We start from the raw sequence: 22,080 nt of genomic DNA, 5'->3' as shown, positions 1-22,080 counted from the left end.
GCCCCGCACAGAAGGCCGGGCCCGGACGCACACAGAGTGCGTCCGGGCCCGGCCTGTTGCCGCTACTCCGCTCCGGCCGAGATCTGCTCCAACTCGGCCTGAACGGCCAGGTGTTCCGGATCGTCCTCGGGAAGGCAGCAGACGAGCTGCGCCAAGGCGGGCCCGAGCCAGTCGGCTGCCTCGGCCGAGTCCTCGGCCAACACGCGAAACATCCGGACCGCCTTCCTCGCGGCACGCCCCGCGGCGTCCTGGTCGCCGAGGGCGTCCTGCGCCCGACTGAGGCAGATCAGCACCTGGGCCTCCAGCTCGGCCAGCCTGTCCGGATACGGGTCGGGCAGACCGTGAACCAGATCGAGTGCCGCGGTCAGCACGGTCACCGCGGGCCGGTACTCCTCGGTCTCCTCCAGGTTGCGACCGAGCAGGAGCATGGTGATGGTCAGTCTGCGCCGGTCCTGGGAGAGCCCCAGCTCGAACAGCTGTCGTTCCGTCACCATGAGTTCGCGCCGCACCCTGATCAGCTCGCTCATCCGGTCGAGCTTCTCCAGCACGCCCGCCAGGGCGAAGAGGCACCCGCTGAACTCGTCCAGAAAGCGCAGGGGGAGATGCTGGGTGAGATGCCGGTAGTGCTCAGCGGCCTCTGCCAGCGCGAGCGCCGCCGGTTCGGGCCGGCCCGCGCCGTCGAGGCTGAGCGCCAGGTTGTGCAGGGTGGAGGCGAGGTCGCTCCGGTGCACCTCAGGGGCGTCGGCGAAGAGTTTGCGCTGGTCGTCGGCGGCACGACGCCCGATGCGGACGGCCTCCCCGAAACGGCCCAGGTCGTGCAGCAGGGAGGCGATCCGGGCCCGGCTACGGACCAGCATCGGCTTGAAATCGGGATTCAGAGCCGCCAGCTCCCGGTACTGCGCCTCGCCTTCCTCGGCGAGGGTGAGTGCTTCCCCCAGTTCTCCCGCGATCGAGAGGGCGGTGGAGTGATTGCACAGGGTTTTCGCCAGAAGGTCTCTCTCCTGGGTGGTCGTGCCCTCAGCGGGATGGCTGCGCAGCAGTCGGACCGCCTCGGCCATGAGCAGGACCCGCTCCCCGCCGCCGGACTCCACGGCTCTGGCATAGAGGTTGAGCAGGTCGGCCAGGTCGGCCGGGGTCACGATCTCAGGGTCGCCGAGGTGCTCCCGCGCCAGCCGTACGGCCTTGCCCAGGACGTCGGCCGCCCGGGCGTGTTCCCCGCACTCCAGGAGGCCGTCGCCGAGCATCCGCAGGCTGGCGATCTCAGTAGTGGGTGCACCGGTGGCCGGAACAGCGTCCACGACGCGCTGGACCAGTCTGAGCCGGGCATACGCCAGTTCCGGGCTCCGGGCCCCGAGCGCGATGGTCCTCAGCACGGTGAGGATGGGAAGGTGTTCCGCCACGGCGAGCACGACCGCGGGCGGCATCGAGGCGAGGTCCAGCCGCAGGTTGACGACCCGGTCCAGGAGATCACGCACCGCCTGGTGGCGGGCGGCGTTGGCGAGGACGATCAGGGCCTGCCGGATGTCGCCGTCCTGCAGGATGCCGCTGTCCTCGGTCAGCAGGACCGCCAGGTCTTCCACGGCGTCCTGGTCGCGGTCCAGGTGCCAGCCGAGGAAGTCCTCGGCGAAGCGGTCGGGGCGCAGTGGCGCCAGGTGCCGGTCGTACGGGTAGAGGATTCGGTGCGCCTTCAGTACCTGGTCGGCTTCGGCCGGCCCGTCGGCGGCCCCGGTGTCGAGCAGCAGCGCGCGGGCGGAGTCCCGGGTCCGGTAGGGACCGAAGAGAGTGGCCAGGACCACCAGTGCCCGCATGGTGTCCGCGTCGGCCGAGGCGTTCCAGCGTCGCTGCTCGTGCAGCAGTAGGTAGCGGGTGATGTCGCTGGGGCGCTCGTCGTTGTTGCCGACCGCGACGACGGCGGCGAGGGCTGCCATGTGCAGGGTGAGCGGTGAGGAGTACGAGGGGTCCGCGAGGTCGTCGGGGACCGGCGGCGACGGGTCCGGGAGGTCCAGGGCGCGGGCGAAGGCGGCGGCGGCTTCGATGAAGAGCGTCTCCCGCGACGGCGGGGCGAACCCGGCCAGGGCGATCGGTGCGGCGAAGGCGATGTTCAGGCCGTCGAGCTCGGCCTCCAACTGGTCCCACAGATGCCTGTCGGAACGAGCCAGCAGCAACACCCGGACGACCTGGGCCCGCCCGGCCGTGCGGGTCGAGTGGAGCAGTTCCAGCAAGCTCGGATAGCGCCAGCGCTCGGCGTAGTCGACGACGATCAACAGGCGTTCGGCGGGCGGTCCCGGTGCGGGCGGCAGTGGGGGCGCCGTCGTGGTGAGGTCCCTGGCCTGGGCCACGGACCAGCCGTCGGCCGCCGCGCGCGAGGCGAAGTGCTGGGCGGTGCGCGTCTTGCCCTGCCCGCCGGGCCCGTGGAGCAGGAGGACTGACAGCTGCTCAGGGCCGTCCCGCCAGGCGGCCAGCCGGGCCAGGTCCGGGTCCGGCGGCCGGTAGGGCACGACCTGGTTGCCCGGATGCAGGAGGTAGCTCGGCTGGTGCCGCACCTGCTCGGGCAGTTCGGCGGAGTCGGTCGGGCGCAGCAGTTCCAGCCGGAACAGCGGACGTTCGAGCATGATGGTGACGCCACCGGTGGTGTCACCGATCTGGATGTTGTGACCGCCGATCCACGAGCGGTCCACCCGCGGCCCGTGCGGCGTCTCCGACGACACGGGTCAGCCCCGGTCGATCCGGACGTCCCGGCTGGCCTGGCCGATCTGGATGTTGTCCCCGCCGATCCGGCTGTGGGACACCACCGGGCTGTGGTTCCCGGCTCGGACCCCGGTCGCTCCTGTGGCCTGCGGCTGAAGGATCGTCACCAGCTCGGCGCGGAGTGCGTCGTCCTCGTGCAGAGCGTGTACCAGCTGCGGCAGCAGAACGGCCGTGGCGGCGGTCGCGTCGCCCGGGTCGTCGGCGGCGCTGGTCACGGCCTGTTCCAACGCGGCCCGTCCGGTCCGGTCCTGGCGGTGCCACAGGGCTTGCAGGATGCGGCGGCCCAGGGTGACGGTGGCGTCGGCGGCGGCGTCCTCGGTGCGGGTGAGCACGGAGGCCCCGTAGGCGCCGACCGCCGCCGTCAGATAGGGACCGGCCTCTTGCACCAGCTGCATGATCTCGGTGTCCGGCATAAAGCCCAGGATAGACAGGGCAGTTGGGGGTGTGCCGGGGAATTCAGCCGGTGCGGGTGAGCAGGCGGAGGTCCGCGGTGTGCGCTCGCAGGGCCTCGTCGTAGCGGGTGAGGAGGAGGTGGGCGAGTTCGGGGGTGGCGCCGAGGGGGGCGGCGACGGTGTCGACGTCGGCGGCGTGGGCCTCGGCGGTGATGCGGTCCGGGAGGAGGCCGGGGGCGAGCAGGTAGGGGGCCACGGCGAGGGTGGTCAGGCCGCGGGCGCGCAGTGCGGTGACCGCGTCGGCGACGCGGGGCGGGGCGGCGGAGGCGTGGGCGACCTCGACCGCGCCCCAGCCGCGGGAGCGCTGCCAGGCGGCGGCGACCTGGCGGGTCACCGCGTTCGCCGCCGGGTCGGAGGAGCCGGCGGCGGCGAGCACGATCCCGGCGCGAGGGGAGGGGCGGACGCCGACCTCGGCGAGGCGGCGGTCCAGCGCGTCCAGCAGCAGCGGGGACGGTCCCAGGACCGGGCCTTGACGGACCGTCAGGGCGGGGTGCGCGGCGGCTGCCTCGGCCAGCACGGCGGGGATGTCGCTGCGGGCGTGGAAGGCACGGTTGAGCAGCAGCGGAAGGGCCACCACCTCGGCGGTGTGCCGAGCGGAGCTGCCTGCGGCGTGCTGGGCGGCGTCGTGCTGGACGTCGTGCTCGGCGGCGTTCCGGGGGTTCCGGGCGCTGTGCGGCGGGGTGGCGTCCAGGCGGGCCAGTACCTGGCTGATCCGGGGGGCGCAGTGGTCGAGGTAGCCGACCTCGACGGGTAGGCCGGGCCGCAGCGCCCGCACCCGCGCCGCCAGGTCGGTGACGGTCGCGGCGTGGCGCGGGTCGCGGCTGCCGTGGGCGACCAGCAGCAGGGTGCCGGGCGGGCGGTGGTGGCGGTACCGACGCCGACCGCCCAGGTCCGGACCGGGGGCCGCACCTGGGCCCGTGCCCGGGTGCTGGGTGCCCGGCTGAAGCGGCCCCGGGTGGCCCGGGTTCATCGGCGGGTGACCAGGAGGCCGCGGGAGCGCAGCACCCGGCGTTCCAGCGGGGCGAAGACGATCAGGTCGATGCCGATGCCGACGACCAGGATCAGCAGGATGGTGGCCAGCACCCCCGGCATGTCCTGGGTCTCCCTGGCGTTCTCCAGGGCCTGGCCGAGGCCGAGGCCCAGCGCGGGCGAACTGGCGATCAGCTCGGCTGCCATCAGCGAGCGCCAGGCGAAGGCCCAGCCCTGCTTCAGTCCGGCCAGGTAGCCGGGCAGCGCGGCCGGGAGCAGCACGTGCCACACCCCGCGCAGCCCGGTCGCGCCCAGGGTCCGCCCGGCCCGCAGGTACAGCGGCTGGACCTGGTCCACGCCCGCGACCAGCCCGTTGGCGATGGACGGCACCGCGCCGAGCAGGATCACCGCGTAGATGGTGGCGTTGCTGAGCCCGAACCAGATCACCGACGCCGGGACCCACGCCACGGACGGGATGGACTGCAGCCCGGAGAGGATCGGTCCGATCGCCGCCCGGACCGGCTTCACCTTGGCGACCAGCAGCCCGATCGGGGTGCCGATCACGACGGAGGCCAGGAAGCCCAGCGCGCCGCGCGACAGCGAGGTCCAGACGGTGCCGAGGATGGTGCCCTGCAGCCACTGCTCGTGCAGGCTGTCCCAGACGTCCAGCGGACTGGGCAGCAGGTCGGGACGCTTGAGGTGGGCCATGTAGGCGCCCTGCCAGAGCAGCAGCACCAGGACGACGGCGATGACCGGCGGCAGCACCTTGTTGAGCAGGACGCTGCCCAGCGGGGTGCGTTCGACGGTCTGCGCCTCCAGGGCGTCGAGGCCCGCGCCGAGGGACGCGGCGTCGTCCGCCGTCGCGGTGCTGCTGCCGGCGGCGCCGGAACTGCTCTTGGTGCTGGTACTGCTGCTGACATCAGTGCTGGACATGGCGGCGGATCTCCCCACGGAGCTGGTCGGTGATCTCGACGGAGAGGTCGGCCACCCCGGCCGACTCGATGCGGCGCGGCTGCGGCAGGTCGATCCGCCACTCGGCGGCGATCCGGCCGGGCCGGGAGGACAGCAGCACCACCCGCTGGGCGAGCCGGACGGCCTCGCGGACGTTGTGGGTGACGAACAGCACCGAGACGTTGGTCTCGGCCCAGATCCGGGTCAGTTCCTCGTGCAGCACGTCCCGGGTGATCGCGTCGAGCGCGGCGAAGGGCTCGTCCATCAGCAGCACACTGGCGTCCTGGGCCAGCGCGCGGGCCAGCGCGACCCGCTGGCGCATGCCGCCGGACAGCTCGTGCACCCGCTTGCCGTGCGAGCCGCCGAGCCGGACCAGGCCGAGCAGCCGTTCGGCCTCGGCCCGCCGCTCGGCGCGCGGCAGGCCGCGCAGCCGCAGGGCCAGCTCGATGTTCTGACCGGCCGTCAGCCACGGGAACAGCGCGTGCTCCTGGAACATCAGCGCGGCTCGGCCACCGGGCACCTCGATGCTTCCGGTGGTCGGCCGGTCGAGTCCGGCGACCAGGTTGAGCAGGGTCGACTTGCCGCAGCCGGAGGCTCCGAGGAGGCAGACGAACTCGCCGGGCGCGACGCTGAGGCTGATGTCGTCGAGGACGGGGTGCTCGGCCCCCGCGCGCCCGAAGGACTTGCTGACGTGGTCGAGCGTCACAGCCGCGGGCTCGGTGGCGAGTGCGGGGCTGGGCAGTGGGTCGGTGACTACCGGGGCCATCCGGTCACCTCCTGGAACGGTGCTGGCGAGTGGTGCGGGGCAAGGTCGGTGGGGCAAGTGCTGCGGTGTGCAACGTGCTGGGTGGAGCGGGCGGAGCCGTGGAGCGGGACCGGGGCCCGTCCCGGGGCCGTTGGCGATGGGCATCGACGCGGACCCGGGACGGGCACCGGAGTTTCCGGTGGGGAGGTGGGGAGGACGGGAGGACAGAAGGGGCTACTGCGCGCCGAGGCCGGCCGCCGATACGGGCTGCTGGCCCGCCGCCGCGAGGACCTTGTTGAGCAGGGTCAGGTCGTAGATCCCGGAGAGGTCGGGCTTGCTGATGAAGCCCGCGGTGACCGCGTGGTCCGCTTCGGTCTGCAGGCTGGCCGCCAGCGGGTCGTTGGTGACGCTGAGTTCGGACCAGGCGGAGTTCAGCACGGCGTCCGGCAGGGCCTTCTTGGTCAGCACGGTCAGTGCGTCGTTGGCGTCCTTCTTGGCCGCGTCCGGGTTGGCCGCGATCCAGGCGTTGGTGTCCACCGAGGCCTTGAGCACGGCCTGGACCACGTCCGGGTGGGCCTTGAGGAAGGTCTGCGAGACGACCACGTTGGTGGAGACGAACTTGCCGCCGGGCCACAGCGACTTCTCGTCGACCAGGATCTTCGCGCCCTCGGCGACCAGCTTGGAGGCGGTCGGCTCGGGCACCCAGGCGCCGTCGATCGAGCCGCCGGAGTACGCGGTCGGGGTGAGCGAGTTGTCGGTGCGGATCACCGAGACGTCGCCCTTGCCGGTCTGCGCGTTCTCCTTGAAGCCCTTGGTGGAGAGGAAGTTGAGCAGCGCCACGTCCTGGGTGTTGCCCAGCTGCGGGGTGGCGATCTTCTTGCCCTTGAGGTCGGCCACGGTCTTGATCTTCGCCGGGTTGACCACCAGTTCGGCACCGCCGGTGGTGGCGCCGGAGATGATCTTCAGCGCTGCGCCCTTGGACTTGGCGTAGGCGTTGATGGCCGGAGACGGGCCGATCCAGGCGATGTCGATGGCGCCGGAGTTCAGCGCCTCGACCTCGTCCGGGCCGGCGTTGAATATCTGGGTCTTGATCGTGGTCGCGCCCAGGTCCTTCTGGAACTGGCCGTTCTGGATGCCGATCAGCGGTGTGGCGTGGGTCAGGTTGGCGAAGTAGCCGATGCGCACCGAGTCCGCCGACAGCTTCGGGCCCGATGCGGCGGAGGAGCCGCCGGTCGCGGCGGCCGGGGTGGCGTCGGCGGCCTTGGAGCCATAGCTGCACGCGCTGAGCAGGCCGATGGCGGCGACGCCGGCCGTGGCGGCGAGGGCGACGTGTCTGATGCGCGTGCGGGGCAGGCTGGACATGGAGAAGGAGTCCTCACGGGATGGTGGGGCAGGAAGGTGGGGCTCATGCGAGGCCGTCGCGCCATCGGAGCGCGGGGGCCTGCGGGACCGGGACGGGCGGCTGCCGGTGTGCTGCCGCTGCGACGACCCGGCGACAGGGACGGTGAACGGTCCCTGTCAGCAGTCCACGGGTCGACACTGGGCGATCCCGCCCTGGCCTGCCCCGAGCGCGCCGCTGCCGACGCGCCCGCCTTCCTTCGCCATGCGGGAGAAAGCCTCGCCGCCCATCGTGTGAATCCCTTCTATGACTGCTGGAACGCCTCGACTGCTAGAACGCCTCGCCGGCCATGCCGGCCGTGAGGGTGGTGCCGTCCGCCTGGTCGATCAGCAGGAACGAGCCGGTGAACCGGCTGGCCGCGTACGGGTCGAGCGCCAGCGGCTCGGCGGTGCGCAGCACCACCTGGCCGATGTCGTTGACCTGGAGGCTGTCCGGTTGCGGCACCCGGTCCAGGCTGTCGATGTCGATCCGGTAGGGGATCTCCTTGACGATCGCCCGCACCGTCCTGGTGGTGTGCTTGAGCAGCACCTTGTCGCCGACCCGGAGCGGGCGTTCGTGCAGGTGCGACACCGTCGCCAGCACGTCCTTGGTCGGCTCCGGCGGGGTGCCGGAGGCGATCAGGTCGCCGCGGGAGACGTCGATGTCGTCGGTCAGCCGGACCGTCACCGACTGCGGGGCCCAGGCGATGTCGGTCTGCCTGCCCAGCACGTCGATCCCGGCCACGGTGGTGCTGAGCCCGGACGGCAGCACGGTGACCGGGTCGCCGGTGCGCAGCACCCCGGAGGCCAGCTGCCCGGCGTAGCCGCGGTAGTCGCGGTGCTCGCCGGACTGCGGCCGGATCACGTACTGGACCGGGAAGCGGGCCGGCTCGGCCGAGCGGTCGGTGCCGACCGGGACCGTCTCCAGGTGCTCCAGCAGGGTCGGGCCGCCGTACCAGTCCATGTGCGCGGACGGCTCGACCACGTTGTCCCCGGCCAGCGCGCTGATCGGGATCGCGGTCACGTCCGGCACGCCGAGCGAGGCGGCGTAGGCGTTGAACTCCTCGGCGATGGCCGCGAAGGCGGACTCGGCGTAGTCGACCAGGTCCATCTTGTTGACCGCCAGCACCACGTGCGGGACCCGCAGCAGCGCGGCCACGGCGGCGTGCCGACGGGTCTGCTGGACCACGCCGTTGCGGGCGTCCACCAGCACCACGGCCAGTTCGGCGGTGGACGCGCCGGTCACCATGTTCCGGGTGTACTGCACGTGCCCCGGGGTGTCGGCCAGGATGAACCGGCGCCGGGTGGTGGCGAAGTAGCGGTACGCCACGTCGATGGTGATGCCCTGCTCGCGCTCGGCCCGCAGGCCGTCGGTGAGCAGCGCCAGGTCGGGCGCCTCCTGGCCGCGGTTCTGCGAGGCGGTGGCGACCGCCTCCAGCTGGTCGGTCAGAATGGACTTGGAGTCATGGAGCAGCCGTCCCACCAGGGTTGACTTCCCGTCATCGACGGAGCCGGCGGTGGCGAAGCGGAGCAGGGCGGTGGCCGACCCGGTCTCCAACGCGGGAGACGAGTGGTGCAGTTCGGTCGACATGTCTAGAAGTACCCTTCGCGCTTGCGGTCTTCCATGGCGGCTTCCGACACCTTGTCGTCGGCCCGGGTGGCCCCGCGTTCGGTCAGCCGGCTGGCCGCGACCTCGGTCACCACGTCGGCCACGGTGGCCGCGTCCGAGTCGACCGCGCCGGTGCAGGACATGTCGCCGACGGTGCGGTAGCGGACCAGGCGGCGCTCGACCGTCTCGCCCTCCTTGGGCCCGCCCCACTCGCCCGCGGTCAGCCACATCCCGTCGCGCTTGAACACGTCGCGCGGGTGCGCGTAGTAGATCTCCGGCAGCTCGATGCCCTCGCGCTCGATGTACTGCCAGACGTCCAACTCGGTCCAGTTGGACAGCGGGAAGACCCGGACGTGCTCGCCGGGGGAGTGCCGGCCGTTGTAGAGCGACCACAGCTCCGGGCGCTGCCGGCGCGGGTCCCAGGCGCCGAACTCGTCCCGCAGCGAGAACACCCGCTCCTTGGCGCGGGCCTTCTCCTCGTCCCTGCGCCCGCCGCCGAAGACCGCGTCGAACTTGTTGGACTCGATGCCGTCCAGCAGCGGGACGGTCTGCAGCGGGTTGCGCAGCCCGTCCGGGCGCTCGCGCAACCGGCCCCGGTCGATGAAGTCCTGGACCGAGGCGACGTGCAGCCGCAGCCCGTGCTCGGCCACGGTGCGGTCGCGGTAGGCCAGCACCTCGGGAAAGTTGTGGCCGGTGTCGACGTGCAGCAGCGAGAAGGGCACCGGGGCGGGCCAGAAGGCCTTCAGCGCCAGGTGCAGCATGACGATGGAGTCCTTGCCGCCGGAGAACAGGATCACCGGGCGCTCGAACTCGCCGGCCACCTCGCGGAAGATGTGGACGGCCTCGGACTCCAGCGCGTCGAGGTGCGACAGTGCGAAGGGATTGTCATAGGTGTCGGCGGTCAGGATGTCGGTCGCGGTGGTCACGCCAGTCCCCTCTCGGTGAGCAGTGCGTGCAGGGCGGCGGCCGAGTCGGCCACCGGCTGGGTGTGCGCCTCGATGCGCAGGTCCGGTGCGGTCGGGGCCTCGTAGGGGTCGTCCACCCCGGTGAGGCCGGAGAGCTGGCCGGCCGCCTGCTTGGCGTAGAGGCCCTTGACGTCGCGGACCGAGCAGACCTCGACCGGGGTGGCGACGTGCACCTCCAGGTACGGCGTCCCCTGCTCCGCGTGCCGGGCGGCGACGGCGGCGCGGGAGGCGGCGTACGGGGCGATCACCGGCGCCAGCACGGTGACCCCGTGGGAGGCCAGCAGTTCGGCGACGAAGCCGATCCGCTGGATGTTGGTGTCCCGGTCCTCCGGGGTGAAGCCGAGCCCGGCGGAGAGGAAGGTGCGGATCTCGTCGCCGTCCAGGATCTCCACCCGGCGGCCCTCGGCGCGGAGCCGTTCGGCCAGGGCCAGGGCGATGGTGGTCTTTCCTGCGCTGGGCAGGCCGGTCAGCCACACGGTGGCGCCGCACGCTGCCACGGCGGCCGCCGTGGCGGGCGCTGCGTCTACTGTGCTGGTCAAGGGTCTGCTCCAGGGTCCAGGGGTGGCTGGTGGATGGTGACGGAACGTCAGAGGTGGATGCCGCACTCGGTCTTGCCGGCGTCGGCCCATCGGCCCGAGCGCGCGTCCCCGCCTTCGAGGACGCGCCGGGTACAGGACTCCGGCGCGCAGCCGATCGACGGGTAGCCGTCGCTGAGCAGCAGGTTGAGCAGGATGCCGTGCTCGGCCACGTACGCGTCCACGTCCGCCTGGGTCCAGCGGGCGATCGGGGCGATCTTGACCTTCTGCCGCTTGGGGTCGTAGGAGACGACCGGGGTGTTCGCCCGGGTCGGCGACTCGTCCCGGCGCAGCCCGGTGGCCCACGCGTCGTAGCCGGCCAGGCCGCGGTTCAGCGGCTCGACCTTGCGCAGCGCGCAGCAGAGGTCGGAGTCGCGGTCGTGCAGCCGCGGCCCGTACTCGGCGTCCTGCTCGGCCACGGTCTGACGCGGGGTCAGCGTGATCACGTTCACCGGGTAGACCTCGGCGACCGCGTCCCGGGTGCCGATGGTCTCCGGGAAGTGGTAGCCGGTGTCCAGGAAGATCACGTCCACCCCGGGCAGGGCGGTGGACGCGAGGTGCGCCACCACGGCGTCCTCCATCGAGGAGGTGACCGCGAAGCGGCGGCCGAAGGTCTCGGCGGCCCAGCGCATCACCTCCTGCGCGGAGGCGTCCTCCAGCTCCCGGCCCGCCTGGACGGCGAGCGCTTCGAGCTGTTCGGGCGTACGGGTCGGTATGTCAGTCTCTGTGGTCATCTGACGGGCCCCCAGATGTGGTCGAACTACCAGAAAGCAGGCCGAGGAACTTCAGCTGGAACGCCCGGCGACAGCTGCCGCATTCCCAACTTCCGTGCCCGCCTTCGGTGCTGGGGCGCAGGTCCTCGTCCCCGCAGTACGGGCAGTGGAACGGTGCGGCGCGCTCGCTCATCGCAGCGCCCCCTCGTCCGCGCGCAGCGCCCACTCGGCGAACGGCTCGTCCTCGGCGCGCTCGGCGTCGAAGCGGCGCAACACCCGCTCCACGTAGTCGGGCAGCTCGTCGGCGGTGACCTTGTGGCCGCGGATCTTGCGGCCGAAGCCGGCCTGGAAGCCGAGTGCGCCGCCCAGGTGCACCTGGAAGCCCTCGACCTGCTCGCCGTCCGCGTTCAGCACCAGCTGGCCCTTGAGGCCGATGTCGCCGGTCTGCACCCGGGCGCAGGCGTTGGGGCAGCCGTTGATGTTGATGGTGATCGGCTGGTCGAAGTCGGGCAGCCGCTTCTCCAGGTCGGCGATCAGGTCCTGGCCGCGGCCCTTGGTCTCGACGATGGCCAGCTTGCAGAACTCGATCCCGGTGCAGGCGATGGTGCCGCGTCGGAACGAGGACGGGCGGACCTGGAAGTCCAGCGCGTCCAGCGCCGCGACCAGCGAGTCGACCTGGTCGGCCGGCACGTCCAGGATGATCATCTTCTGCTCGACCGTGGTGCTCACCCGGTCCGAGCCGTGCGCGGCGGCGAGGTCGGCGATCCGGGTCAGCACGGCGCCGTCGACCCGGCCCACCTTGGGCGAGAAGCCGACGTAGAACCTGCCGTCGTTCTGCGGGTGGACCCCGACGTGGTCGCGCCAGCGGCTGCTGGGCTCGGCCGGGGCCGGGCCGTCGGTCAGCTTCTCCTTGAGGTACTCGTCCTCCAGGACCTGCCGGAACCTGGCCGGTCCCCAGTCCGCCATCAGGAACTTCAGCCGGGCCCGGTTGCGCAGCCGGCGGTAGCCGTAGTCGCGGAAGATGCCGACCACGCCGGCCCACACCTCCGGGACCTGCTCCAGCGGCACCCAGGCGCCGAGGCGCTCGGCCAGCCGGGGGTTGGTGGAGAGCCCGCCGCCGACCCAGAGGTCGAAGCCGGGGCCGTGCTCGGGGTGGACCACGCCGACGAAGGCGATGTCGTTGATCTCGTGCACCACGTCCTGGACCGGCGATCCGGAGATCGCGGTCTTGAACTTGCGCGGCAGGTTGGAGAATTCCTTGTCGCCGATGTAGCGGCGGTGGATCTCGTCCACGGCCCAGCTGCCGTCGATGATCTCGTCCTTGGCGATGCCGGCCACCGGCGAGCCGATGATCACGCGCGGGCAGTCGCCGCAGGCCTCGGTGGTGGACAGGCCGACGGCCTCCAGCTTCTGCCAGATCGCCGGGACGTCCTCGATCCTGACCCAGTGCAGCTGGATGTTCTGACGGTCGGTGATGTCCGCGGTGCCGCGGGCGTAGGTCTCGGAGACCTCGCCGATCGCGCGCAACTGGGCGGTGGTCAGCCGGCCGCCGTCGATGCGGACCCGCATCATGAAGAACTCGTCCTCCAGCTCGTGCGGCTCCAGGATCGCGGTCTTGCCGCCGTCGATCCCGGGCTTGCGCTGGGTGTAGAGGCCCCACCAGCGCATCCGGCCGCGCAGGTCGGCCGGGTCGATGCTGGCGAAACCACCGTGGGCGTAGATCGTCTCGATGCGTGTCCGCACATTGAGACCGTCGTCGTCCTTCTTGGACTGCTCGTTGGCGTTCAGCGGAGTGAAGTGGCCCATCGCCCACTGGCCCTCACCGCGGTGGCGGGTCACCTTGCGGGTGGCCGCCGGGCGGCGCTCGGCGGCGTCGTCGGGGGTGCGGGCGGAAGCCATGGTGCGAGTCCTTCGGCAGAGTGGCGGGGGCCTGGCTGCCTACGGATCCCGGTCTGCACAGCGGCGCTGACCTGCACGTTCGACGGACGCGTGCGAGGCGGTGCGACGGTGACCTGAACAGACCGGCAGGCGGCCGGTGGTACGGCTGGGTACGGGCTCAGGTCGCCGGACAGATGGCGCTGGACATGCGGCCGAGATCGACGTGGAGTCGACCGACCAGGGCAGTTCCAGGACCAGACATGGCAGAAGCGTCGCACGCCGATCTTTCTTGCGTCCACCACCGTCCATTATATGAACTGGAAGGTCTCGTCATCTGAGACGTCAGTCGTTGGCCTCCTGGTCCGCGACGAAGCCGCGGACCAGTTCCGCCAGCTCCGCGCCCCGCAGCAGCAGCGCCGCCCAGTGCCCCGCGTCCAGGGTGCGCCGGCGCAGCGACGGCGCCCACTGCTCCAGGTCCTCGTTCAGCGCCGGACGGACGTAGTTGTCCCTGGCCAGGGTGACCAGCAGCACCGGGACCGCGGTCGGCCGCCGCCGGGGCCGCAGCATCCGGGGCAGCATATTGGCCCGGTAGAGCAGGATGCCGTGCACCGCGTCCTCGGCCAGCGTCGGCTGCGGGTGGCCGGGGCGCGGCTCGACGCCCTCGATCCGGCGCAGCAGCGGGCCCCAGCGCCGGGCCAGCCCGTGCCGCCACACGGCCGGGGCCAGTACCGGGACGTGGAAGGCCGCGATGTACCAGGAGTGGCCCAGCTGGTTCACCAGCTGGAACAGGTGACGCGGCGTCGGCCGCCGGGTCCGGCGCCGGTTCCAGTGGCCGACGTGGTCCAGGCAGGGGCCCGAGATCGAGGTGTAGGACGCGATCCTGGCCTCCGCGCCGGGCCGGGTGACCGCCTCCCAGGACTGGACCGAGCCCCAGTCGTGCGCCACCACGTGCACCGGGCGGTCCGGGCTGACCGCGTCGGCGACCGCGAGCAGGTCGTCGGCCAGGTGCGGGAGCCGGTAGTCGGCGACCCGGCCGGGACGTCCGGACTCCCCGGCGCCGCGGACGTCGTAGCGGACCACGTGGTGGTCGGCGGCGAGGGCCTCGGCGACGTCGTCCCAGACCGTGTGGGTGTCCGGGAAGCCGTGCACCAGCAGCACGGTGGGCCGGTGGTCCCGGTCGCCCTCGGCGAACACCGCGAGCGGGACGCCGGAGGGGCCGGTGACGGTGCTGCGGCGGGTGTTCGCGGCGGCGGCCGAGTCGGTGGTCATGGCAGGTATCCGTCCAGTTCGAGGCATTCGCCCTCGGGGGCGCGGGACACGCAGACGAGCATCTGGCCCTCGGCCCGCTCCTGGTCGCTGAGCCTGCGGTCGCGGTGCTCGACCGTGCCGGAGACCACCCGGCGGCGGCAGACGCCGCAGAAGCCCTGGGTGCAGGAGTAGGGCGTGCCGGGGTCGTGCTCCCGCAGCACGTCCAGGGCGCTGCGGTCGGCCGGGACCTCCAGCAGCGCACCGCCGCCGGGCAGCCGCAGGGTGAACGGCCGGCCGCCGACCACCGGGGCGGCGGTGAAGCGCTCGAAGTGCAGCGCGGTGGCCGGGGAGGCGTCGAAGGCGCGGCGGACCGCGTCCAGCATCGGGGCCGGGCCGCAGACGTAGACGGCGGTGCCGGGGGCCGCGCCGCGGAGCAGTTCGGCGCCGTCCGGCGGGCCGTCGTGCTCGTCGTCCGGGCGCAGCTCGACCCGGCCGCCGGGGTGCGGTGCGGCCAGTTCCGCCAGCTCGTCGGCGAACGGCATGCCCGCGCGGGAGCGGCCGGTGTGCACCAGCCGCCAGTCCAGGCCGCGTCGGGCCGCCTCGCGGGCCATCGGCAGCAGCGGGGTGATCCCGATCCCTCCGGCGATCAGCAGCACCGAGCGGTCGGCGGCGAACGGGAAGGCGTTCCGCGGCAGGCCGACGGTGAGCCGGGCGCCGACCGCCAGCGCGTCGTGCACCTCGACCGAGCCACCGCCGCCGTCGGCCAGGCGGCGCACCGCGATCCGGTAGGAGCGCGGGTCGGCCGGGTCGCCGCAGAGCGAGTAGTGCCGGCGCAGGCCCGAGGGCAGCCGCAGCTCCAGGTGCGCGCCGGGCTGCCAGGGCGGCAGCGCCGCGCCGTCCGGGGCCTGGAACAGCAGCGAGACGACACCGTCGGCCTCGTCGGTCCTGGCGGCGACGACGACCTCCAGCTCCGCGGAGACCGGCTGCGGCGGGCGGCGTCCGTAGCGGTCCCTGCGGGTGCCGAGCGGCAGGTAGAAGCGGACCAGCGCGTCCAGGAAGCGCAGGTAGCGGTCCTCGCGGCGGGCGGTCGGCGGGCGGTCGTGGCTCATCGGGGCGGCTGGTCCCTCTCCGTGCGGTCCGAAGGTACGTCAGGGCGCGGGCGGCGGTGCGGCGGTCGGGTGACCCTAGTGCGCTGCCGCCCGCGCGGCCGGGGAACTGCCCAGGTAGGCGACGGCCTGCCGGGTGGAGCCCTCCTGGGTGGGGTGGTAACGGGGGCTCAGGTACCGCGCCGCCGAGCGGGAGGCGCGGCCGAGCCGGGGCAGCAGCCCGCGCCGGGACGCCGCGGCGTAGCCGCGCCAGGTGGGGCCGCGACGGTCCAGCGGCTCGGGGTCGTGCGCCATCAGGAAGCGGGTGCCGCGGATCCACAGGTGCAGCATCACCGGCCCGGTGATCGCCATGGCCCGGATCCGGCGCAGGTAGCCGGGGTCGAGGTGGCGCAGCAGGTCGTAGGCGACGCTGCGGTGCTCGACCTCCTCCGCGCCGTGCCAGCGGATCAGGTCCAGCATGGTCGGGTCGGTGCCGACCCGGTCCAGGCCCTCGGCGTTGAGCACCCAGTCCCCGAGGAACGCGGTGAAGTGCTCGATCGCGGCGACGATGGCGACCCGTTCGATCAGGCTCTCCCTGGCCGCCGTCCCGGTCAGCTCGGCGCGCTCGCCCAGCACCCGCTGGAACAGGTACTCGACCTGGCGCACATAGGGCCCCGGGTCCAGGCCCTTGGCCAGCAGGTGGTCCAGGACGCCCTGGTGCGCCTCGGCGTGCACCGCCTCCTGGCCGATGAAGCCGAGCACCTGCTCGCGCAGCCGCTCGTCCCGCACCAGCGGCAGCGCGTCCTTGAAGGTCCGGACGAACCAGCGCTCGCCCTCCGGCAGCAGCAGGTGCAGCACGTTCACCACATGGGTGGCCATGGGCTCGCCCGGAATCCAGTGCATCGGCAGGGCGCTCCAGTCGAACTCGACCCCCCTGGGCTGAAGTACCAGCCCGTGGTGCTCGTCACCAGCCGCTCCCTGATGCTCCGCGTGCGTCATGAAGGCCCTCCCGTCGAGATACTTACTGAACAGTAAGGTCGAGAGGGGTGCTCGTGATAGAGGCTGAAGGCCGCCTCAATCTTTGAGGAGGCATAACTTCGGCTTATGGATCCATAGCTCGGGCCCGGGTACCGTGCGTTCCAGCGGATTAGGCATGCTTACCCTTACCGGAGCTCTCCCTGCCCGTCCGGCCCCCGCGGCCCCGCACGTCAAAGGACCTATACATGCCTCGCCCCCTGCGGGTCGCGATCGTCGGAGCCGGCCCCGCCGGCATCTATGCCGCCGACGCCCTGATGAAGTCCGACGTCGCCGCCGACCCCGGCGTGTCCATCGACCTCTTCGAGCGGATGCCTGCGCCCTTCGGGCTGATCCGCTACGGCGTAGCCCCGGACCACCCCCGGATCAAGGGCATCGTCACCGCCCTGCACCAGGTGCTCGACAAGCCGCAGATCCGGCTGTTCGGCAACGTCGACTACCCCGGCGACATCAACCTCGACGATCTGCGCACCTTCTACGACGCCGTGGTCTTCTCCACTGGCGCCAGCTCGGACCGGGCCATGGACATCCCCGGCATCGACCTCGAAGGCTCCTACGGCGCCGCCGACTTCGTCTCCTGGTTCGACGGCCACCCGGACGTGCCGCGCAGCTGGCCGCTGGACGCGGAGAAGGTCGCCGTGCTCGGCGTCGGCAACGTCGCCCTGGACGTGGCCCGGATGCTCGCCAAGACCGCCGACGAGCTGCTGCCGACCGACATCCCGGACAACGTCTACCGCGGCCTGGCCGCCAACAAGGCGCTTGAGGTGCACGTCTTCGGGCGCCGCGGCCCGGCCCAGGCCAAGTTCAGCCCGATGGAGCTGCGCGAGCTGGACCACTCGCCCAACATCGAGGTCATCGTCGCCCCCGAGGACATCGACTACGACGAGGGCAGCATCACCACCCGCCGCTCCAACAAGCAGGCCGACATGGTCGCCTCCACTCTGGAGAACTGGGCCATCCGCGACGTCGGCACCCGCCCGCACAAGCTGTTCCTGCACTTCTTCGAGTCGCCCACCGAGGTGCTCGGCGAGGACGGCCGGGTGGTCGGCCTGCGCACCGAGCGCACCGAGCTGGACGGCACCGGCAACGTCAAGGGCACCGGCGCGTTCACCGAGTGGGACGTCCAGTCCGTCTACCGGGCGGTCGGCTACCTCTCCTCCGAGCTGCCCAAGCTGCCGTTCGACACCGACAGCGGCACCGTCCCGCACCAGGGCGGACGGGTGATCGAGGGCGACGAGCACCTCCGGTCGACCTATGTCACCGGCTGGATCAAGCGCGGCCCGGTCGGCCTGATCGGCCACACCAAGGGCGACGCCAACGAGACCGTGGCGAACCTGATCGAGGACTTCCGGGCCGACCGGCTGCAGCTGCCGGCCGAGCCCGGCGAGGACGCGGTCACCGCCTTCCTCACCGACTCCGGCGTCCGCTACACCACCTGGGACGGCTGGTACCGGCTGGACGCCGCCGAGCGCGCGCTCGGCGCGGCCGAGGGCCGTGAGCGGATCAAGATCGTGCCCCGGCAGCAGATGATCGACGCCAGCGAGCCCGTCACGGAGGCATGACCCCGGCCCCACCTGGGCAGGAGAGCCCCACCGGCACCGGGAGCCCGCTCTGACACCGCGTCGGGGCGGGTTCTCCGTCTTTCCGTATTGGATAGTCTTTCCCACGTGCAACCAGCAGGCGAAACGCCACCCAAGGCCCGGCATCGCGCCCGGCCGTCCCGGCGTGCCGGACAGCGGCGCGCGGGCGCCCCGTACCGGGTGATCGTCTGGCAGCTGATCAAGGACACCACCAACACCTGCATGGAGTACCGGGTCACCGGCCTCGCCGCCGAGGTGGCCTTCTTCACGCTGATGTCGGTGCCGCCGCTGCTGCTCTGCGTGGCCGGGACGCTCGGCTACCTCAGCACCTCCACGATCCAGGCGGTCGAGCAGAACATCCTCACCGCGGCCGGGACCGTGCTGTCCCAGTCGTCCATCGACCAGATCGTCACCCCGCTGCTGAAGAGCGTGTTCAGCGGCGGCCGTCCGGACCTGATCTCGATCGGCTTCATGCTGGCGCTGTGGTCCGGATCGCGGGCGCTCTACGTCTTCGTCGAGACCGTCACCATCATGTACGGGCTGGAGGGCAAGCGCGGGATCATCCACACCCGGATCCTCTCGCTGGGCCTCTACGTGGTCGCGCTGCTGGTCGCGACCGTGGTGCTGCCGCTGGTGGTGGCCGGACCCGGCTGGGTCGAGCACGAGTTCCCCGCGGTGGAGGGCACCGTCCACGCCCTCTACTGGCCCACCGCGCTGCTGCTCTCGGTGGTGCTGATGACCACGCTCTACCACGTCGCCGTCCCGGTCAGGACGCCCTGGCGGGAGGACCTGCCGGGGGCGCTGGTCGCGCTGCTGGTGCTGGTGCTGGGCAGCGGCGTGCTCCGGTTCTACCTGGTGCACTCGGTCGAGGGCCCGACCGTGTACGGGTCGCTGGCCGCCCCGGTCGCGGTGCTGCTGTGGATCGGGGTGACCGCGCTGGCGGTGCTGATCGGCGCGGCCATGAACGCCGCCATCGACCGGATGTGGCCCAGCCGGGAGACCGCGCTGGCCCGCGCCGAGAACGAGCTGGCGCGGGAGGAGGCCGCCGCCGAACTGGTCCGGCGGGCCGAGGCGCGCAGGTCCGCGGTCCGCAACAAGGCCGCCAATCCGGCCCCCGAGGGCGAGGAGGCGGAGGGCGAGGCCCCGGCCGAGTACCCGGAGCGCTGGGCCGACTTCCTGCCGCCGGCCAACCTCCGCGGCCGGATCCAGAACCGGGGCGCCCAGCCCAAGCGCAACCCCTACCCGCCGCCGGAGGAGCAGGCCGAACGCTGGCGCCGCGGCGACCGCAAGCACCGGCCCTGAGCGGTGTTTCCGCAGGTCGAAAATGGGTTGCGGGGGTTGTCGGGAATCTCGTAGTGTCACCTCCGTTCGGTGCACGGCGCACCGGGAGTCCGGAATGAGAGAGGGGTGAGCCCCGTGGATGTCACTGCCGCCACGGCTGCCCTGGGCAGCAACGTCGCCACCACCTCTCCCCGCTCCCGGTAGCAGAACTCGCACTCTGCCCGGCCGGGAGCACCTCCCGAAGGGCCTCACCGCGTTGTCTGACGCATCGTTCACCCCCATCTCCTCTATCAACACCTCCGTCAACGCCCAGCCGCTGCACGCCTACGGCTGGACCGCTGAACTCGACGGCCTGTTCGCGCCGATGGCCGCGGCGGGCCTGGTCCCTGGCCGGATCGTCCGGGTGGACCGCGGCATCTGCGATGTCGCGATCGCCGACGGCGACACGGTCAGCACGGTCCGGGCCGACACCGGCCCGGTCACCCACCACGACCCGCTGCACTGGGCCTGCACCGGCGACTGGGCCGGGGTCTCGGTCAGCGCCGCGGGCACCTACGTCCAGGCGCTGCTGCCGCGGCGCACCGCCGTGGTCCGCTCCACCTCCTCGCAGCGGTCCGAGGGCCAGGTGCTGGCGGCCAACGTCGACACCGTCGTCATCGCCGCCTCCCTGGCCACCGCGCCCGACCTGGGCCGGATCGAACGCTTCCTCGCGCTGGCCTGGGAGAGCGGGGCCCAGCCGCTGGTGGTGCTCACCAAGGCCGACCTCGCCACCGACGCCGACCACATCCGCGAGGACGTGGAACAGGTCTGCCCCGGCGCGGACGTCCTGGTGATCAGCGCCGCCACCGGGCGCGGCATGGACGTCCTGGCCGCCTGCCTGCCCGGCACCAGCGCGCTGATCGGCCAGTCCGGCGCGGGCAAGTCCACCATCGCCAACGCCCTGCTCGGACGGGCGGTGATGGAGGTCCAGGAGACCAGGCGGGCCGACCACAAGGGCCGCCACACCACCACCACCCGCGAACTGCTGCCGCTGCCCGGCGGCGGCGTGCTGATCGACACCCCCGGGCTGCGCGGGGTCGGCATGTACGACTCCGCCGACGGCGTGCAGCAGGTGTTCGCCGAGATCGAGGAGTTGGCCGGGGACTGCCGCTTCGGCGACTGCGGCCATGAGTCCGAGCCCGGCTGCGCGGTCCAGGAGGCGCTGGCAGACGGGCTGCTGACAGAGCGTCGGCTGGAGAGCTACCGCAAGCTGCTGCGCGAGAACGAGTGGATCGCCTCGCGCACCGACGCCCGGCTGCGGGCCGAGCGGCTGAAGCACTGGAAGGCGGTGGGCAAGGCCGGCGCCGAGGCGATGAAGGCCAAGGGCCGCCGGTAGGCCGCTGCTGGACCGCGGGTAGGCCGCGGGTCGGAACCCGCGCCGGAGTCGTCCGGCGCGGGTTCCCGGCTGTGACAAAGCTGTTGCCCCACTGTTGAGTTCGGTGGACCCATGGGCTGTTCGGCGCGGGGTAGGAGGACGGGTGAGGGCGTCGCAGCGACGCCCCGTCGCCAGACCCTGGCAGAAGGAGACATCCCATGAGGTCCCTGCGTGGCAACGCGATGGAGACCGACCGGCCCGTGGTCGAGGAGCGCCGCTACGCGCCGCGCCGCGTCCCTTGGTACATCAGCATCCCCATCACCTTTGTGGTGATCGTCGCGCTGTTCATCGCCGCTGGGAAGTTCAACTGGCTGCCGGGACTGCCGAATCCGTTCGGCACCACGCAGGTGGACCGCAGCCAGCCGGCCGTGCTCCAGTCCATCGAGAACATGAGCCGCTACGACGCGGCCGACGGCAACTTCCAGATCGTCGTGGACGTCGACAGCGAGGCCAAGTTCCTGCCCTCCGCGCTGCTCGGCAAGCGCACGCTCTATGTCGCGGCAGGCACCGTCGCCTCGTACGTCGACCTGGGCAAGGCCGGGGTGACCGTCTCGCCGGACCGGAAGACCGCCACCATCGTGCTGCCGCACGCGCAGTTGGCGACCGCCGCGCTCGACCCCAAGCGCAGCTACACCTTCGCCGAGCAGCGGGGCTTCTTCAACCGGATCGGCGACTTCTTCTCCAGCGACCCGAACGACCAGCAGAAGCTCAACATCCTTGCGGCGCAGAAGATCCAGACCGCGGCGAAGTCCAGCGGGCTGACCGCGCGGGCGGAGACCAACACCGGCTCCATGCTCAAGGGGCTGCTCGGCTCGCTGGGGTTCACCACGGTGACCGTCAGCTACAAGTAGTCAGGGCCGACCGCCTGTGGTTCAGCAGGCGCAGGTTCAGCAGGCACAGGAGATGCCGGAGCTCGGGGCGGTGAGGTCGTCGACCTGGCGCTGCTCCGAGCCCTCGGCGGTGTCGTAGCGGAAGCCCTCCCTGACCCAGTACTCGAAGCCGCCGAGCATCTCCTTGACGGTGTAGCCGAGTCGGGCGAAGGCGAGGGCGGCCCTGGTCGCGCCGTTGCAGCCGGGGCCCCAGCAGTAGGTGACCACGGTGGCCGAGGGGTCGACCAGCTCGGGCGCGCGTTCCGGGATGCGCGCGGTGGGGATGTGCAGCGCACCGGGGATGTGCCCCTGGTCCCAGGAGGCTTCGCTGCGGGAGTCCACGACCACCAGGCCGGGGACTCCCGCCAGCAGGTCCGCCCGGACGTCGGAGACATCGGCCTCGAAGGCGAGCCGGGCCGCGAAGTGGGCAGCGGCGACGGCCGGAGCGGCGGCGGGGACGCCGAGGACGGCGCCGGTGGCGGCGGTCGTGGTGGCAGTGGCGGTAGCGGCGGCGGTCATTGCGGCTCCTCGGGGGATGTCTGCTGGGTGGATGCCTCGATCATCGGCCCCCGGCCGGGACCGCCAC

At 72.2% G+C, this 22,080-nt stretch carries 20 protein-coding genes; 4 read left to right on the top strand and 16 right to left on the bottom strand.

Annotated features, from left to right (window positions below; translation table 11 throughout):
* Positions 1-62: 62 nt before the first annotated feature.
* From ACEZDE_RS06515 to ACEZDE_RS06445, 15 genes are all read right to left on the bottom strand, one after another.
* Positions 63-2,708, bottom strand: a complete 2,646-nt coding sequence (locus tag ACEZDE_RS06515; protein WP_380533432.1) for a tetratricopeptide repeat protein — start codon at positions 2,706-2,708, stop codon at positions 63-65.
* Between the two features lie 3 nt (positions 2,709-2,711).
* Positions 2,712-3,161, bottom strand: coding sequence for a hypothetical protein (locus tag ACEZDE_RS06510; protein ID WP_380533431.1), 450 nt, complete (start codon positions 3,159-3,161; stop codon positions 2,712-2,714).
* Between the two features lie 43 nt (positions 3,162-3,204).
* Entirely contained in the window at positions 3,205-4,170 is a 966-nt protein-coding gene (locus ACEZDE_RS06505) for a sirohydrochlorin chelatase (RefSeq protein WP_380533429.1), read from the bottom strand.
* A complete protein-coding gene (locus ACEZDE_RS06500) occupies positions 4,167-5,102 on the bottom strand; it encodes an ABC transporter permease (RefSeq protein ID WP_380533427.1) in 936 nt (311 codons plus the stop codon). The genes ACEZDE_RS06505 and ACEZDE_RS06500 overlap by 4 nt, the downstream gene beginning before the upstream one ends.
* Entirely contained in the window at positions 5,089-5,886 is a 798-nt protein-coding gene (locus ACEZDE_RS06495) for an ABC transporter ATP-binding protein (protein WP_380533425.1), read from the bottom strand. The genes ACEZDE_RS06500 and ACEZDE_RS06495 overlap by 14 nt, the downstream gene beginning before the upstream one ends.
* Before the next feature lie 213 nt (positions 5,887-6,099).
* Positions 6,100-7,227: an aliphatic sulfonate ABC transporter substrate-binding protein gene (locus ACEZDE_RS06490; RefSeq protein ID WP_380533424.1), complete on the bottom strand. Its 1,128-nt coding sequence runs from the start codon at positions 7,225-7,227 to the stop codon at positions 6,100-6,102.
* Between the two features lie 307 nt (positions 7,228-7,534).
* Complete coding sequence (locus ACEZDE_RS06485) at positions 7,535-8,833, bottom strand: sulfate adenylyltransferase subunit 1 (protein ID WP_380533422.1); 1,299 nt, start codon at positions 8,831-8,833, stop codon at positions 7,535-7,537.
* Between the two features lie 2 nt (positions 8,834-8,835).
* On the bottom strand, positions 8,836-9,777 hold the full coding sequence (gene cysD / locus ACEZDE_RS06480; protein ID WP_380533420.1) for a sulfate adenylyltransferase subunit CysD: 942 nt from the start codon (positions 9,775-9,777) through the stop codon (positions 8,836-8,838).
* Positions 9,774-10,355 (bottom strand): adenylyl-sulfate kinase, encoded by a 582-nt coding sequence (cysC, locus tag ACEZDE_RS06475; protein WP_380533418.1) that lies wholly within the window; start codon positions 10,353-10,355, stop codon positions 9,774-9,776. The genes cysD and cysC overlap by 4 nt, the downstream gene beginning before the upstream one ends.
* A 47-nt stretch (positions 10,356-10,402) precedes the next feature.
* Positions 10,403-11,125, bottom strand: a complete 723-nt coding sequence (locus ACEZDE_RS06470) for a phosphoadenylyl-sulfate reductase (RefSeq protein ID WP_380533416.1) — start codon at positions 11,123-11,125, stop codon at positions 10,403-10,405.
* Complete coding sequence (locus ACEZDE_RS06465; RefSeq protein WP_380533414.1) at positions 11,109-11,297, bottom strand: hypothetical protein; 189 nt, start codon at positions 11,295-11,297, stop codon at positions 11,109-11,111. Before ACEZDE_RS06465 ends, ACEZDE_RS06470 begins: the two co-directional genes overlap by 17 nt.
* A complete protein-coding gene (locus ACEZDE_RS06460) occupies positions 11,294-13,003 on the bottom strand; it encodes a nitrite/sulfite reductase (RefSeq protein WP_380533413.1) in 1,710 nt (569 codons plus the stop codon). Before ACEZDE_RS06460 ends, ACEZDE_RS06465 begins: the two co-directional genes overlap by 4 nt.
* A 321-nt stretch (positions 13,004-13,324) precedes the next feature.
* The gene (locus ACEZDE_RS06455) at positions 13,325-14,251 is read right to left on the bottom strand and encodes an alpha/beta fold hydrolase (RefSeq protein ID WP_380533411.1); all 927 of its coding nucleotides are present in this window, start codon (positions 14,249-14,251) and stop codon (positions 13,325-13,327) included.
* Complete coding sequence (locus ACEZDE_RS06450) at positions 14,248-15,339, bottom strand: PDR/VanB family oxidoreductase (protein WP_380533409.1); 1,092 nt, start codon at positions 15,337-15,339, stop codon at positions 14,248-14,250. Before ACEZDE_RS06450 ends, ACEZDE_RS06455 begins: the two co-directional genes overlap by 4 nt.
* A gap of 75 nt (positions 15,340-15,414) precedes the next feature.
* Positions 15,415-16,314 carry a metal-dependent hydrolase gene (locus ACEZDE_RS06445; protein ID WP_380533407.1) on the bottom strand — a complete coding sequence of 300 codons (900 nt, stop codon included), beginning with the start codon at positions 16,312-16,314 and terminating at the stop codon, positions 15,415-15,417.
* Between the two features lie 224 nt (positions 16,315-16,538).
* Between ACEZDE_RS06445 and ACEZDE_RS06440 the strand changes: the two genes are divergently transcribed.
* The 4 genes from ACEZDE_RS06440 to ACEZDE_RS06425 all read left to right on the top strand — a co-directional run bounded on the left by ACEZDE_RS06440 (position 16,539) and on the right by ACEZDE_RS06425 (position 21,476).
* Positions 16,539-17,912, top strand: a complete 1,374-nt coding sequence (locus ACEZDE_RS06440) for an FAD-dependent oxidoreductase (RefSeq protein ID WP_380533405.1) — start codon at positions 16,539-16,541, stop codon at positions 17,910-17,912.
* Positions 17,913-18,017: 105 nt separating this feature from the next.
* Positions 18,018-19,232 (top strand): YihY/virulence factor BrkB family protein, encoded by a 1,215-nt coding sequence (locus ACEZDE_RS06435; RefSeq protein WP_380533403.1) that lies wholly within the window; start codon positions 18,018-18,020, stop codon positions 19,230-19,232.
* A gap of 235 nt (positions 19,233-19,467) precedes the next feature.
* A complete protein-coding gene (gene rsgA / locus ACEZDE_RS06430; protein ID WP_380533401.1) occupies positions 19,468-20,586 on the top strand; it encodes a ribosome small subunit-dependent GTPase A in 1,119 nt (372 codons plus the stop codon).
* Between the two features lie 197 nt (positions 20,587-20,783).
* Entirely contained in the window at positions 20,784-21,476 is a 693-nt protein-coding gene (locus tag ACEZDE_RS06425) for a DUF4230 domain-containing protein (RefSeq protein ID WP_380533399.1), read from the top strand.
* Positions 21,477-21,512: 36 nt separating this feature from the next.
* On the opposite strand, the gene ACEZDE_RS06420 is transcribed toward ACEZDE_RS06425, so the two are convergent.
* Positions 21,513-22,013, bottom strand: a complete 501-nt coding sequence (locus tag ACEZDE_RS06420; protein WP_380533397.1) for a rhodanese-like domain-containing protein — start codon at positions 22,011-22,013, stop codon at positions 21,513-21,515.
* Positions 22,014-22,080 lie beyond the last annotated feature (67 nt).

It is taken from the genome of Streptacidiphilus cavernicola, from assembly GCF_042510955.1.
Lineage (GTDB): Bacteria > Actinomycetota > Actinomycetes > Streptomycetales > Streptomycetaceae > Streptacidiphilus > Streptacidiphilus cavernicola.
The sequence above is the reverse complement of the archived record's forward strand: the minus strand, read 5'-3'. Positions and strand labels throughout refer to the sequence as shown.